General features: G+C 62.5%; 12 protein-coding genes. 9 read left to right on the top strand and 3 right to left on the bottom strand.

Annotation, left to right across the window (positions count from 1 at the left end; translation table 11 throughout):
* Positions 1-3: 3 nt before the first annotated feature.
* From radC to AC0VX3_RS12195, 3 genes are all read left to right on the top strand, one after another.
* Positions 4-720 (top strand): RadC family protein, encoded by a 717-nt coding sequence (radC, locus tag AC0VX3_RS12205; RefSeq protein WP_475524932.1) that lies wholly within the window; start codon positions 4-6, stop codon positions 718-720.
* A 145-nt stretch (positions 721-865) separates the two neighbouring features.
* Positions 866-1,624 carry a hypothetical protein gene (locus AC0VX3_RS12200; protein WP_475524931.1) on the top strand — a complete coding sequence of 253 codons (759 nt, stop codon included), beginning with the start codon at positions 866-868 and terminating at the stop codon, positions 1,622-1,624.
* A gap of 6 nt (positions 1,625-1,630) precedes the next feature.
* Positions 1,631-2,869 carry an AarF/UbiB family protein gene (locus AC0VX3_RS12195; protein WP_475524930.1) on the top strand — a complete coding sequence of 413 codons (1,239 nt, stop codon included), beginning with the start codon at positions 1,631-1,633 and terminating at the stop codon, positions 2,867-2,869.
* A gap of 65 nt (positions 2,870-2,934) precedes the next feature.
* Here AC0VX3_RS12195 and AC0VX3_RS12190 read toward each other — a convergent pair whose 3' ends face one another.
* A complete protein-coding gene (locus AC0VX3_RS12190) occupies positions 2,935-3,798 on the bottom strand; it encodes an NAD(P)H-binding protein (RefSeq protein ID WP_475524929.1) in 864 nt (287 codons plus the stop codon).
* Between the two features lie 122 nt (positions 3,799-3,920).
* On the opposite strand from AC0VX3_RS12190, the gene AC0VX3_RS12185 reads away from it, so the two are divergent.
* From AC0VX3_RS12185 to AC0VX3_RS12175, 3 genes are all read left to right on the top strand, one after another.
* A complete protein-coding gene (locus AC0VX3_RS12185; protein ID WP_475524928.1) occupies positions 3,921-4,814 on the top strand; it encodes a LysR family transcriptional regulator in 894 nt (297 codons plus the stop codon).
* 386 nt (positions 4,815-5,200) lie between these two features.
* Positions 5,201-6,163 (top strand): CHASE4 domain-containing protein, encoded by a 963-nt coding sequence (locus tag AC0VX3_RS12180; RefSeq protein WP_475524927.1) that lies wholly within the window; start codon positions 5,201-5,203, stop codon positions 6,161-6,163.
* Complete coding sequence (locus AC0VX3_RS12175; RefSeq protein WP_475525171.1) at positions 6,063-7,481, top strand: putative bifunctional diguanylate cyclase/phosphodiesterase; 1,419 nt, start codon at positions 6,063-6,065, stop codon at positions 7,479-7,481. The genes AC0VX3_RS12180 and AC0VX3_RS12175 overlap by 101 nt, the downstream gene beginning before the upstream one ends.
* A gap of 69 nt (positions 7,482-7,550) precedes the next feature.
* On the opposite strand, the gene meaB is transcribed toward AC0VX3_RS12175, so the two are convergent.
* Together meaB and ppdK are read right to left on the bottom strand one after the other, a co-directional pair.
* Entirely contained in the window at positions 7,551-8,507 is a 957-nt protein-coding gene (gene meaB, locus AC0VX3_RS12170; protein WP_475524926.1) for a methylmalonyl Co-A mutase-associated GTPase MeaB, read from the bottom strand.
* 35 nt (positions 8,508-8,542) lie between these two features.
* Positions 8,543-11,215 carry a pyruvate, phosphate dikinase gene (ppdK, locus tag AC0VX3_RS12165; protein ID WP_475524925.1) on the bottom strand — a complete coding sequence of 891 codons (2,673 nt, stop codon included), beginning with the start codon at positions 11,213-11,215 and terminating at the stop codon, positions 8,543-8,545.
* Positions 11,216-11,265: 50 nt separating this feature from the next.
* Between ppdK and AC0VX3_RS12160 the strand changes: the two genes are divergently transcribed.
* The 3 genes from AC0VX3_RS12160 to AC0VX3_RS12150 all read left to right on the top strand — a co-directional run bounded on the left by AC0VX3_RS12160 (position 11,266) and on the right by AC0VX3_RS12150 (position 13,364).
* Complete coding sequence (locus AC0VX3_RS12160; RefSeq protein WP_475524924.1) at positions 11,266-11,481, top strand: hypothetical protein; 216 nt, start codon at positions 11,266-11,268, stop codon at positions 11,479-11,481.
* 103 nt (positions 11,482-11,584) lie between these two features.
* Positions 11,585-11,899 (top strand): hypothetical protein, encoded by a 315-nt coding sequence (locus tag AC0VX3_RS12155; RefSeq protein WP_475524923.1) that lies wholly within the window; start codon positions 11,585-11,587, stop codon positions 11,897-11,899.
* A gap of 79 nt (positions 11,900-11,978) precedes the next feature.
* Positions 11,979-13,364: a tetratricopeptide repeat protein gene (locus AC0VX3_RS12150; RefSeq protein ID WP_475524922.1), complete on the top strand. Its 1,386-nt coding sequence runs from the start codon at positions 11,979-11,981 to the stop codon at positions 13,362-13,364.
* Position 13,365 lies beyond the last annotated feature (1 nt).

Raw genomic sequence — 13,365 nt, 5'->3', positions numbered from 1 at the left:
CGCATGAGCCAAGGCATTCCCGAAGACGCGGACACGGCTGCGGACAAGGACCCCGGCCACAAGGGACACCGCCAGAGACTGCGGGACCGGTTCCGTAAAACAGGCGAGCAGGGTCTCGCCGACTACGAACTTCTGGAATTCCTGTTATTCTCCGCCCTGCCCCGCCAGGACACCAAACCGATCGCGAAGGCGCTCCTCAAGCGCTTCGGGTCCTTCCCGGCCGCCCTCGCCGCACCGCGGGAACGCCTGAAGGAAATTGCGGGTCTTTCCGACATCAGCATCGATGCGTTCCAGGCCGTCCATGCCGCCGTCGTCCGGTATCACCGCTCGGGCTTCAACGACAGGAAGGTCCTGGAGTCCTGGTCCGGTGTCATCGATTACCTTCAGGCGGCCATGGGCCAGAGCGAGATCGAACAGTTCCGGGTCCTGTTTCTGGACAAGAAGAACGCCCTGATCGCCGATGAGGTCCAGCAGACCGGGACCGTCGACCACACCCCGGTCTATCCGCGCGAAGTCATCCGGCGCGCGCTGGAACTGTCCGCCACCGCGATCATCCTGGTGCACAACCACCCGTCCGGCGATCCGAGCCCGTCGGGGGCCGATATCAAGATGACCCGCAAGATCGTCGAAATCGCCGAGCCTCTTGGCATAACCGTTCACGACCACATCATCATCGGCCTGAAATCCAATGTCAGCTTTCGTGGCCTCAAGCTGATCTGAAACATCTCCACCGTCCGCATCACAAGACAGTTCCGCAATTCAGGAGAAGTCTGCAAGTTCCGGAAAACCTTACGCTTTGGTGAGTCGGAGCGAGCGGTATCAGGCAAACGTTCCGCGCGAACACTCGAGATGATGGAAGATTGCAATGCCAGAAAAAGTGGTGCCTCGCAGCCAGGACTACCTCATGACGATCCGGTCCGACCAGTATATCGAACTGGCCCCGGATCTGCTCGGACCGAAGATGAAGGTGTTTTCGGAAAAAATCGCGATGATCGGCGCTCCGTTGAACCCGCCTCTGGGCAATGCCGACACGATCATGGAACGCTTCGAGGATGCCGAGGACGGCAAGACGGTCAAGAGCAGACTGGTCGCGTTTGCAAATGTGAGCGCCGCTCCGATACTGCTCGAAGGCGACAGTGCGCTGGCCGGCTACTACGACCTTTACGCGACCTTGTCGCCCACGCGGGAATCGCCGGGCGAGATGACCTTCCATTTCGAAACGGACACCAGCGGGTATTTCAAGAGCATTGCGGAGTTCTGGCCCATGTTCGAACTGCGCCCGCTGGGCGGCGGCCGGTCGATCTTCATCGACACGGGCAAGGACAAGGTTCCCGGCTTCCCGATGAATGTCGGCCAATCCGGTGGCCGCTGGTCCTTCGAGGCACCGGTGAAGGACCCCGTCCGCGGTTTTCGCACAAGGCAGCTCTATTATGAAAACGTTGTCATGATCACCGCGGAACGCGACGGCCAGGTCACGGCCGAACGCAAGATGGAATTCGCCCCGCCCGTCCTGGCGGCATGCGCCAAGGCACAGGCGCAATTCCTGTCCGCCGGCACCATCGGCGCCTTCGGAAGAAACAATTTCCTGGAAACCGAGCGCGGAGCGAATTTCACCGACGAGTAACCGCGCGTGAACGCCCGCGCAACGATCCGGATCTTTTCGGTGATCGGCCATGCCGGCCTCGGGTTCGCGCATGGGCTCGTGATCGCGCGGCGACGCAAACGGCAGGACAGCCCATTCGACGGGTCCCTGCCCGTCGCCATGGCAATAGACAGGCTCGCCCGCAAGCTGGGCGGCCTGTTTCCGAAGCTCGCGCAGATCGTCAGCACCCGCCACGACCTGTTGAGCCCGGACGCCATCACCCTGTTGTCCCGGTCCTGCGACCGGCTCGACATGCAACCGGCACACAGCAGGAAACGGAAAACCGCCGGGCGTCATGGCGCGAGAACCATTTCGATCATCGGCTCCGGTGCGATTGCCGAAGTCTTTCTGACCGCCCCTGACAAGGGTGAAAGCGTCGTGATCAAGGCGCGGCGCCCCGCCATTGACGTTCTTCTGGCGTCCGATATTGCCGTCATGAACGCGCTTGCGGGCCTGGCCGGGCGCACCGGCCTGTTCAGATCGCTCAATCTGACTGCGAACGCCGCGCTGTTCTCGGACCTCCTGACCCTTCAACTGGATTTCGTCGCTGAAAGCCGAAACCTGAAGCAATTGCGATCAAATCTGGCGGGACATGCCACCGTCCCGCGCGTTTACGCGACCGGCGGCGCAGAACGCCTCTACATGCAATACCTGCCACGCGGAAACGACCTGACCGACGTGACGCCGGAGCACGGCAAGCGCCTTGCCATTAACGTCATGCGCCTGATGTATCGCATGGTATTCATCGACGGCTTGATCCATTGCGACCTGCATGGCGGCAACATCTATCTCGGTGAAGGCGGTGACATCGTGATCGTCGACGCAGGCTTCTGCGCTCACATCGACCCTGAAGTCCGCTCGGATTTCCGGGAGTTTTTCCTGGCGATCGGATTGAAAAGGGCCGCGATCCTGGCAGAACTCATCATCCGCTATTCGACCGGGCCCCGCGCGCCGGATCTGCAACGCAGGATGACCCGGCAATGCACCGATCTTGTCGACAGGCATTCCGGGCTGAAGGCGGGAGAGTTCCGCCTGATTTCCTTTATCAAGGACCTGTACAAGATCTACGATTGCCACGGGCTGACAATGACGAGCGATTTTTTCGCGATCATCTATGCGCTTCTCGTCGTGGAGGGACTGGTGATCAGGCTGGATCCCGAACTCGACTTCCAGGCCCTGGCCTTCGACTTCATGATCGCGTGCCGCGACCAGATATTCGCCAGCTAGCCTGCCCGTTCCTGTCAGGAGATCATGGGCTTCCATTTGCCATTAGATGCCCTGCCGGTGTGCCTTCAGCCGGAATTTGCCGCCAGGAAATCCGACATCCTTTCAGGCGCGCGTCCGAGAACCCGGGCCAGCGTGGGGTCAACGCCGGCAAACTCCCCGGCCCGCGCGGCGCGGTAATATCCCAGCAGGAGCGCAATCAGCCCGTCATGCGCCCCGGCACGGCGCGCGCCCGCCTCGAAGTCTTTCTCGCTGATCACAACGCGGGAAATCTCCTTGCCCGCAAAATCGCTCATCAGCCGTGCCAGGTCCTCCAGATCGAGGGCCTCGCCACCGGTCAAGGGCGGTGCCGGACCGTCGATAACCTCGTTTCCGGCAAGCAGGGCGGCATCCAGCGCGGCAAGGTCGTCATGCGTTGTCCAGGCGACCTTGCCGTCGTGCGGTGCGGCCAGTGTTCCAGCCTCGAAGCCTCGGGCATGCATCTGTCGTGCACTTTGCGCGTAAAAACCGTGGCGCAGCGCTGTCCACGCAAGCCCTGAGTCTGCAAGCATGCGCTCGGTCGCCGCGTGATCGCGAGCCGGCGGGAAGTGCGATGCCGCGGAACTGGAGATCTGGCTGGTGTAGAAAACCCGGTCAACGCCAAGCTCACGGGCCACGTTGATCGCCGTCGCGTGCTGGGCGAGCGGATCGCCTCCCGTCGCGGCCGCATTCGAAGAGACCAGCAAAAGACGCCCCGCCCCCTCCCATGCATGCCGCAGGCTCCGGGCATCGTCATAATCTCCCTGGCGCACGCGAATGCCCCGCGCTGCGAAATCGGCAACTTTCGCGGGATCGCGAACACTCACACCGATGCGGTCCGCGGGCACATGGTGCAGCAGGTTTTCGACAATCTTGTAGCCGAGATGGCCGGAGGCACCTGTAACGATGAGCATGGATTTGTCTCCTGAAAAATGATGACCGGCCGGGCTCCTGCAGCCCTGTCCCGGCATTCAGGCGACAATGACTGTTCTTCCATTTTTTGATAATGCTTCAAAAATCGAATAGGTTGTTCTCAATGAAGAACAATCCCTCTCCCGATCAACTTTCAATTTTCCTGATGGTGCTGCGTGAAGGCGGCTTTCGCGCGGCGGCCAGGCGACTGGGCGTCGCCCCCTCGAAAGTCAGTACGACCGTCTCCCGGATCGAGGCCCAGATGGGTGTGCCGCTCATTCTGCGCACGACGCGCAGCATCAGGGCCACGAACCAGGGGCGTGCCCTCGCCGACCGGATCGCACCGCTTCTGTCTGAAATCGAGGCTGCCTGTGTGGAAACGGCGCAGACCTCGGAGCGTGTGCGGGGCAAGCTGAAGCTCAACGTGCCTGGCGCGGTCATGCCGGACATACTGCCGCCGATCCTCGGGGCGTATCGGAGCGCCTACCCGGAGGTCGAGGTCGAGATCGTGGTGGACAACGACTTTGTCGACATCATCGCGGCGGGCTGTGACGCAGGCATCCGCTATGGGTCCCGGCTGGAAAAGGACATGATTTCCATTCCGATCGGACCCCGTGTCCAGAAGATCGCATTGGCTGCATCGCCCGCCTATCTGCAAGAGCGAGGTCATCCGCGAAAGCCTGCGGATCTGACGCGCCACGACGCAATCAGATACCGGTTGTCCGAAGGGCCCTGCCTGCCGTGGATCTTGAACGACGGGGGCAAGCGCGTCACCGTTGAGCCGGTCACCCGGCTGACGATCAGTGTGAATGCCCTGAACACCGGACTTTCCTGCGCCCGCGCCGGGCTGGGCGTCATCGGCACCTTTCACAATTGGCTTGAGGATGATTTCCACGCCGGAAAACTCGTGCCGATCTTGCAGGATTGCTGGCCGACGCAGGAAGGGCCACGGCTCTATTATCCCAGCCGCTTCGCCTCAGCGCCTCTCCGGGCTTTCATCGCCATATGCAGCAGATAAATAGCCGTGTATCGCGTGCAGGAGCAGGTCAGGCACAAAACGCATGCCAGTCAGGTCTGGATCTGAGTCTGGGTCTGAACCCGGGCTCAAAGCCGCCGCACGTTCCGGCACCGGCAGCGGCGGGTGGAAAGCGGGCCCGCCTGGAGGCTCGGGACCCTTTGACCTGACAGTCCGGCTTCCGCGACCATAGAAGGTCTTTGCGCGAGCTGCGGCGTGTCTCTCGTCCCTGCACATCATGGCTTCGCCGCCATGAAGGTCAGACCTGTTGGTCCCTGTCAGTGAGCCGTAAGATTCCGTCTGTCGGTTTACCCTTATTTTACTATGAGTTTGGGGCATTCCCTTAACCCGGAACGGCAATACTTCGCCCGAAGCAAACGGGCATTTGAATGTACAAGTCGACCGGAAATTCAGGCAGCCGTATAGCAAATGCGATCATTGTCCCGATGGTCGCCGTTGTTGTCATATCGCTGTCCGGAATATTTGCGCTGCTGCACTGGTCCGCCCGTGTCTCGGATGAAACCGCCGAACAGTCCCAGTACCAGCTCATTGCCGGCGCATTGCGGCTCACGCAGAATTACCTCGCCAAGCAGCAGAACGGCGTCGTGATCTGGGACGAGGCCTATCACCGGATCAATCAGCCCGAGCCCTCTCAGGGCTGGATCTACGACAACGTCATGCACTGGCTTTACAAGACCGACGGTTTCAACCGGTCGGTCCTGATCAATCGCGAGTTCAAGCTCGAATCGGTCTACGCCCAGAACCATTCAACCAAATGGCTGAACGCGAAACTGCTTGCCGATCTGAAGCCCGCCATCGCCAAGGTCCGGGCACGCTACATCGCGTCCTTCAAGCGCACACCGTCGGGCCTTTTCAGCTATACGCCGGAACTGATCAGTACGCGCCGGTCCATCGCCGAGACCGGTGTTGTTGCCCTGGAGGGCGAACCTTACCTCTTCAGCGCGGCGGCGATCATTCCGCAGATCCAGTCGGTAACACCCCGGCGCGTCCCGCCCGCCGTGCTTGTCAGCATGATGCCCCTACGCGGCGAAAAGCTGCAGGAAATCTCAGAGATGTCGCGTCTGGACGGATTCGTCCTGATGCAGCAGCAGAGCAGCGAGGCCGATCTGGGCCGCTATCCGCTGAAGTCGCCCCGGGGAGAGACCATCGGCGTCATCGCCTGGCAGAACGTCGCAGCCCGGCACCCAGATGATGCGCCGGATCGATCCCTTGCTGATCCTGGCCGCGCTGATGATTGCAGCCGTGGTGGTTCTGGTCACCGTCTTCACGCGCCAGATGACCCGCAGGCTCGCCCGCAGCGAGGCCAAGGCGGTCCATACGGCCCGGCATGATGCCTTGTCCGGATTGCCGAACAGAAGCCGCTTTCATGCCATGCTGAGCGACACCCTGATCGAGAACGCGGACGGCGAAACCAACACGGCCGTTGTCTATATCGACCTCGACCACTTCAAGGACATCAATGACACGCTCGGCCATTCCGCGGGTGACAAAGTCATCGTCGCGGTCGCTCAGCGCCTCAGGCGCGTCATTCCGGAAAGCGGCATCGTCGCGCGCATCAGCGGCGATGAATTCGCGATGGTCATCAGGAACTGCGAAGATAACGTCTGGCTCGATTTCATTCTGGATCAGGTCCAGGACGAGATCAGCCGCCCGATCATGATCGGACGCCGGGAGCTGTTCGCCAGCCTCTCCATGGGTGCAGCGATTGCGCCCCGCGACGGCAACGACCCGGATGAACTTCTGCGCAAGGCCGACATCGCCCTTTATGACGCCAAGGCCAACGGACGCGGCCGGCGCTCGTTCTTCGAACAGAGCATGGAGCTTCAGGTCCAGTCCCGGGACAAGATGTCCCGCGAACTGCGCCTGGCGCTCAAGAACGACGAACTGGACCTGGCCTTTCAACCCCAGACCGACACCAGCGCGAAACGGATTGTCAGCGTGGAGGCCCTTGCCCGCTGGACCATGGACGACGGTACGGTCGTGCCCCCGTCCCAGTTCATTCCGGTGGCCGAGGAAACCGGCCTGATCAACGAACTCGGCATCTGGGTCCTGAACAAGGCCTGCGCCAAGGCGCATGAATGGCCGGGCATCACCATGTCGGTCAATGTCTCGCCCAATCAGTTCAAGCACCCGAGATTCGTCGAAAAGGTCATGGCCATTCTGGCCGCCAACAACCTGCCGCCCCAGCGTCTGGAGATCGAAGTGACGGAAACCGTCTTCGCCGGACGCAATAACTCGGTGCTGAAGGCTCTCCGCAGACTGAAAAATCTTGGTGTGAAAGTCGCTCTTGACGATTTTGGCTCCGGCTATTCAAGCCTCAGCTATCTGCGCCGGTTCCCGTTCGACACCCTGAAAATCGATCGGGATTTTGTCTCCGACATGAACGGCAACGCCGAAGCCGAAGCCATACTGGTGTCGATCATTCAGCTCGGCAAGGCGCTGGGCATGACCATCGTCGCCGAAGGCATCGAGACCATAGAACAGATCCGCTTCCTGCAGGCGCATGATTGCCACAGGATGCAGGGCTACTTCATCTCAAGGCCCCTGGACGCTGGCGCGCTCAGCCAGTTCCTGGAAGATTTCCAGGGTGAATACAGCGCCGGTTTCGGCATGGATCTGAGCTATCGGGGTCGGACGGCCGAAGCCTGAACGCCCTCCCTTGCATGGCCTCCGGTCGCCGCTTGCGCTCGATGGTAATCCTTGTCGCGACGACAGTGCTCAGGGCTGCAGCAGGCCGGTCATTTTACCTGAAAACGATGCGAAGCTCGAAAAGGGAGCGGTCCGCGCCTCTTCCAGCCACGCCGCCGCCTGGTCTCCGCAGGCAAGCCGAAGGCCGGCAAGGCCGTATTGCGCGCGCACCATGTCCTTGAACCAGGCCGCATGCTGGGCCCGGCGCCTCGTCTCCAGCAGCCCACCCTGCGCCAGGTGGTCCTGATGACCGCCGAGAAAAGCGACTAGCTCCGGCAGCCCCGCTCCGGTCTGGGCCGACACTTCGCAGACGGGCACCTGCCAGGTATCCGCCGCGGCGCGGCAGAGGGACAGGGCTCCCGCAACGTCGGACGCCGCGCGGCGTGCCAGCGTTCCCATGTCCGCCTTGGTGACCGCAACGATATCCGGCAGTTCCATGATGCCGGCTTTCATGAATTGAAGACTGTCGCCCGAACCGGGCTGAATACACAGCACCACCGTATCCACGGCCTGTTTCAGGTCCCCTTCCGACTGGCCGATCCCGACTGTCTCGACAATCACCCGGTCGCAGACAGCCCTAAGGACAGCGATCGCGGCGACAGCCTGGTCGGACAATCCGCCAAGCCGGTCGCGCGCGGCCATGGAACGGACGAACACTTTCTCGTCCGAGGGGTCGGTCTGCAACCGTGTGCGGTCGCCCAGGAGCGCGCCCCCCGTCAGTGCCGAGGACGGATCGACGGCCAGAACACCGACCCGGTGCCCCTGCGCCCGGAACGCCCGGATCAAGGCATCCGTCAGGCTTGACTTGCCCACCCCCGGAGGCCCGGTCAGTCCGAACACCTGCGCGCACGGTTCGCACGTTACCTTGTCCAGGAACGCGGCGGTCGCGGGAGCACCGCTCTCTGCCTCCAGCCGCGAGAGCACCCGCGCGAGCGTCCGCTTGCCGCCCGAGCGCAACTCTTCCAGCGACGGAAACGAGACGCTCACCTGCGCGCCTCCTCTCTCCGGCCCTGGCCCGCCATTCAGGTGCCCGACGCGCGCTTGAGGGCCGCCTGGGCTGCGGCCAGGCGCGCGATCGGCACGCGGAAAGGCGAGCACGAGACGTAGTCGAGACCGACCCCCTCGCAAAAGGCGATCGAGGACGGATCGCCGCCATGTTCGCCGCAGATACCGAGCTTGATGTCCGGCCGGGTGGACCGGCCCCGTTCGACACCGATCCGGATCAGTTCGCCGACGCCTTCCTGGTCCAGGGACACGAACGGATCCTGCTCAAGCAGACCGCGGCTCTGGTAGGTCCCGAGGAACGAGGCGGCATCGTCACGCGAGATGCCGAAAGTCGTCTGGGTCAGGTCATTGGTGCCGAAAGAGAAAAACTCTGCGGACCGGGCAATTTCCGCCGCCTTCAGCGCCGCTCTCGGCAACTCCACCATGGTTCCGATCTGGTAGTTCAGCTCCGTGCCGGTTTCGTCCGACACCGCCTTCGCCATGGCTTCGATGCTCTGGCGGACGAGGTCCAGTTCCCCCTTGAGGCCGACCAGGGGCACCATGATTTCCAGCAAGACGGGCGCGCCCGATTTCCGGGCCGCCTCGACAGCGGCCTCGAATATCGCCCTGGCTTGCATTTCCGCGATTTCCGGATAGGAAACCAGAAGCCGGCAGCCGCGATGGCCCAGCATCGGGTTGAATTCCTCAAGCGCGTGGGCCCGGTCGCGCAGCAGGTCCGGATCGGCGCCCATCGCCGCGGCCACCTCGGCGAGTTCCTCAGCCGATTTCGGCAGGAATTCATGCAGGGGCGGATCCAGCAGGCGGATGGTTACCGGCAGACCGTGCATGATCTCGAAGAGGTCAGTGAAATCCTGGCGCTGCATCGGCAGCAGCTTGGCGAGCGCCGCCCGCCGTCCGTCTTCCGTCTCGGCCAGGATCATCTCGCGCACGGCCACGATCCGCTCGCCCTCGAAGAACATGTGCTCGGTCCGGCAAAGGCCGATGCCCTCGGCGCCGAACTCCCGCGCGACCCTGGCGTCCTGCGGGGTTTCCGCATTGGTGCGCACGCGCATGCGGCGCACCGTGTCCGCCCAGCCCATGAGGGTTCCGAAATCGCCGGAGAGCGTCGGTTGAAGCATGCTGATCTCGCCCGGAAGAACCTGCCCGGACGCGCCGTCGATGGTGATCGTCTCGCCTTCCTTCAACTGGCGGCCGGCCACGTTGATGACGCCGTTGCGATAGTCGATCCGCAAGGTGCCCGCCCCGGCCACACAGGGCTTGCCCATGCCTCGTGCGACCACTGCCGCATGGCTGGTCATGCCGCCGCGGCTGGTCAGGATGCCTTCCGCCGCATGCATGCCGTGAATGTCTTCCGGGCTGGTTTCGACCCGCACGAGGATCACCTTGCGGCCTTCAGCCCTGGCTTTTTCGGCCTCGTCAGACGAAAACACGATGGCACCCGACGCCGCGCCCGGCGATGCGGGCAAGCCGGTGGTGATGATGTCCCGATGGGCCTTCGGGTCGATTGTCGGGTGCAGAAGCTGGTCAAGCGACGCCGGCTCGACGCGGGCAACGGCTTCGTGTTCCGTGAGCAGGCCTTCGCCGACCATGTCCACGGCAATCTTGAGCGCGGCCTTCGCGGTCCGCTTTCCCGACCGGGTCTGCAGCATCCACAGCTTGCCCTTTTCGATCGTGAATTCGAGATCCTGCATGTCCTTGTAGTGCGCTTCCAGCCGGTCGCAATAGGACTGGAATTCGGCGAAGGCCTCCGGCATCAACGCTTCCAGCGACGGGTTGTTCGACCCGGCTTCCTGACGCGCCTTTTCGGTGATGTCCTGCGGTGTGCGGATGCCGGCAACCACGTCCTCGCCCTGGGCATTGACCAGGAATTCGCCGTAAAGTGCCTTTTCCCCGGTCGAGGGATTGCGCGTGAAGGCCACACCGGTTGCGGAGCTGTTGCCCATGTTGCCGAACACCATGGCCTGGACATTGACCGCCGTGCCCCAGGACGACGGCAGATCGTGCAGGCGGCGGTAGGTCACCGCCCGCGGCACCATCCAGGAACTGAATACGGCCCCGATGGCGCCCCAGAGTTGCTCGTGCGCGTCTTGCGGAAACGGTTTGCCGAGTTCCTCTTCCACCAGCGCCTTGAACTTGCCGATGATGCCGAGCCACGCATCCGCGTCGATTTCGGTATCAAGGCTCAGTTCGTTGCGGTCCTTGTAGTCCTCGAGAATTTCCTCGAATTCGTGATGATCCAGACCCAGCACGACGTCGGAATACATCTGGATGAAGCGCCGGTAGCTGTCATAGGCAAAACGGCGGTCGCCCGCCTCCCGGGCGATCGCCTCCACCGTCTGGTCGTTCAGTCCCAGGTTGAGAACCGTGTCCATCATGCCCGGCATGGAAACCCGGGCGCCGGATCGGACCGACACCAGCAGGGGCCGTTCGGCGCCGCCGAAGTTGCGGTTCGTCGCTTCGCCGATCTTCTCCATGGCGGCAACAACCTGCTCCGAAAGCGTGTCCGGATAGGACCTGCCGTCGTCGTAATACCGGGTACAGACTTCCGTGGTGATCGTGAAGCCGGGCGGGACAGGCAGACCGAGACTGCTCATTTCAGCAAGGTTCGCACCTTTTCCGCCAAGAAGGTTGCGCATGTCCGCGCCTCCTTCGGCCGCACCGTTGCCGAAACCGTAGACCCACTTGGTCATCTGTCATTCTCCTCACCTGGGGCACCTTGCGCATGTGAGAAAGCGGCAAGGTGCACGCCCTGACCGCCGCCGATGCACCGGCCGCGGCATGTGCTTTTGCACTTGATCCGAACGGCACGGGCTCCGAAACGCCGGTCCCGCCCGTTTTGCACCGCACATACCTGCTACGGCAGGTGCCCGTCATCAAGCCCTTTTTGGCAGAAAGCCAATTCGCCGCGCCGCTTGCTTCCGTTTTTCCAACGTTCTGCAAAATCAAATGGATTTAAACTCTCAGAAAGTTATCCCGGCTGCCTTGCCGCTCAGCCTTAAAGACGCCATTCTCAGGAGCAATAAGCAACAAATACCCTTCAAGCGACCAAAGTGCGAGGAATGATGACACAAGAGACCGGCGCCGTTGCGAAACCGGACCGCGGGCCCTTCAGGCTGATGCTCCTCGCGCTCGCCGGTGTTCTGGCGCTCGCGCCCGCTGTCGCCTCCGCGGAGACCACATCCGATTCGGTGACCTTCGGCACGCCCTCCGGTTTGCCCTTCACCCTGTCAGGAAGCTACCTGTCAGGGCGTCTGGCCGGGTTTCAGAAGGATTACGGCCAGGCGGCGGCCTTCTACGAGGAGTCCCTGTTGGCGGACCCGGCCAACACCATGCTTCTGGAACGCACATTAACTGGCCAACGGCAATGTCGATGAGGCCGTTCGCTTTGCCGAAGATCTTGAAAAGGCCGGTCTCCAGAATTTTCTCGCCCAGCTCGTGCTTGGCGCGGACAAAATGGGCCAGGGCAAATACGGCGAAGCGGAGAAGATCCTTTCCGAGAGCCGCAACGGTCCGCTGGCGCAACTGTCCATCGGCCTTTCCCGCGCCTGGGCGCTTTATGGCGATGGCCAGATCGACGAGGCGCTGAAGGTCATCGACGCTCTCAGCGGTCCGGACTGGTTCGAAGTCTTCACGGCAACCCACAAGACCCATATCCTGGTCGCCGCCGGACGCAATGCGGAGGCTCTCGAAGCCGCCGAAAGCGCCTATGCGATCGATCAGGGCGCCATTCGTGTCACGGATGCCTATGCCCGGGTTCTGGCCGCCAACGCCCGCCAGAAAGACGCCCTCGAGGTCCTCGACCGCTACGACAGCCAGTTTCGCGGTCATCCCAAGCTCGATCAGACCCGCGCGGTGATTGCCGCCGGCACGGTGGTCCCGCCCCTGGTGACGGAACCGGCCGAAGGCATGTCCGAAATTCTCTACGGTCTGGGCGCCGTGATCGGCCGGGACGGCGGCGAGGAACTGTCGACCTCCTATCTGCAGCTCGCGCTGTTCCTGGATCCCAGGGCCGAATTCGCGGCCATCGCGCTCGGCAGCGTCTTTGAGCGCATGGAACAGCCCGACCGGGCCATCGAGGCCCTGATGATGGTGCCCGATGACAGTGTCCTCAAGCGCGAGGCCGAAATCCAGGTCGGCATGAACTACAACCAACTCGACAAGCTTGCCGAAGCCCGCGACCATCTCGAGGCGCTCATCAGGGACGATCCGTCCGATCTTGAGGCAGTCATCGCGCTTGGCAACATCTTGCGGGCCCACGAGATCTATGAGGACGCGGAAGCCGTCTACAGCCAGGGCATCGACACCATTGCGGAACTTGAAAACCGGCACTGGCTGCTGCTCTATTTCCGCGGCATAGCGCGCGAGCGGCTGGGCAAGTGGGAGCTGGCGGAAGCCGATTTCCGCAAGGCGCTTGAACTCAACGAGCAACAGCCGCTTGTGCTGAACTATCTCGGCTACTCCCTGGTCGACCAGGGCCTGAAGCTCGACGAGGCGCTGGAGATGATCAAGACCGCGGTGGAACTGCGGCCGACCGACGGCTACATCGTCGACAGTCTCGGCTGGGTCTATTTCCGGCTCGGTCGCTACCCGGAAGCCGTCAAGGAACTTGAACGGGCCATCGAACTGCGTCCCTCGGACCCGGTCATCAACGATCACCTCGGCGACGCCTACTGGATGGTCGACCGCCGCAACGAGGCCCGCTTCCAGTGGAACCACGCCCGCGATCTCGAACCGGACGAAAAGGACCTTCCGAAGATTCTGGACAAGATCGCGAATGGCCTTGAAGACAGTCCGGCAACCGATGCGGCCAAGGCCGATACCGGCAACAACGGCGGCTAAC

Source organism: Roseibium sp. QJM3NY_11 (assembly GCF_056173175.1).
Note: the sequence above shows the minus strand (reverse complement) of the source record. Positions and strands in the feature narration are given on the sequence as shown.

Coding starts and splice junctions, on each gene's coding strand:
- AC0VX3_RS12180 (WP_475524927.1), top strand. CDS start 5,201: ATGTACAAGTCGACCGGAAATTCAGGCAGCCGTATAGCAAATGCGATC.
- AC0VX3_RS12200 (WP_475524931.1), top strand. CDS start 866: ATGCCAGAAAAAGTGGTGCCTCGCAGCCAGGACTACCTCATGACGATC.
- AC0VX3_RS12155 (WP_475524923.1), top strand. CDS start 11,585: ATGATGACACAAGAGACCGGCGCCGTTGCGAAACCGGACCGCGGGCCC.
- AC0VX3_RS12150 (WP_475524922.1), top strand. CDS start 11,979: ATGGGCCAGGGCAAATACGGCGAAGCGGAGAAGATCCTTTCCGAGAGC.
- AC0VX3_RS12175 (WP_475525171.1), top strand. CDS start 6,063: ATGATTGCAGCCGTGGTGGTTCTGGTCACCGTCTTCACGCGCCAGATG.
- radC (WP_475524932.1), top strand. CDS start 4: ATGAGCCAAGGCATTCCCGAAGACGCGGACACGGCTGCGGACAAGGAC.
- AC0VX3_RS12185 (WP_475524928.1), top strand. CDS start 3,921: ATGAAGAACAATCCCTCTCCCGATCAACTTTCAATTTTCCTGATGGTG.
- ppdK (WP_475524925.1), bottom strand. CDS start 11,215: ATGACCAAGTGGGTCTACGGTTTCGGCAACGGTGCGGCCGAAGGAGGC.
- AC0VX3_RS12190 (WP_475524929.1), bottom strand. CDS start 3,798: ATGCTCATCGTTACAGGTGCCTCCGGCCATCTCGGCTACAAGATTGTC.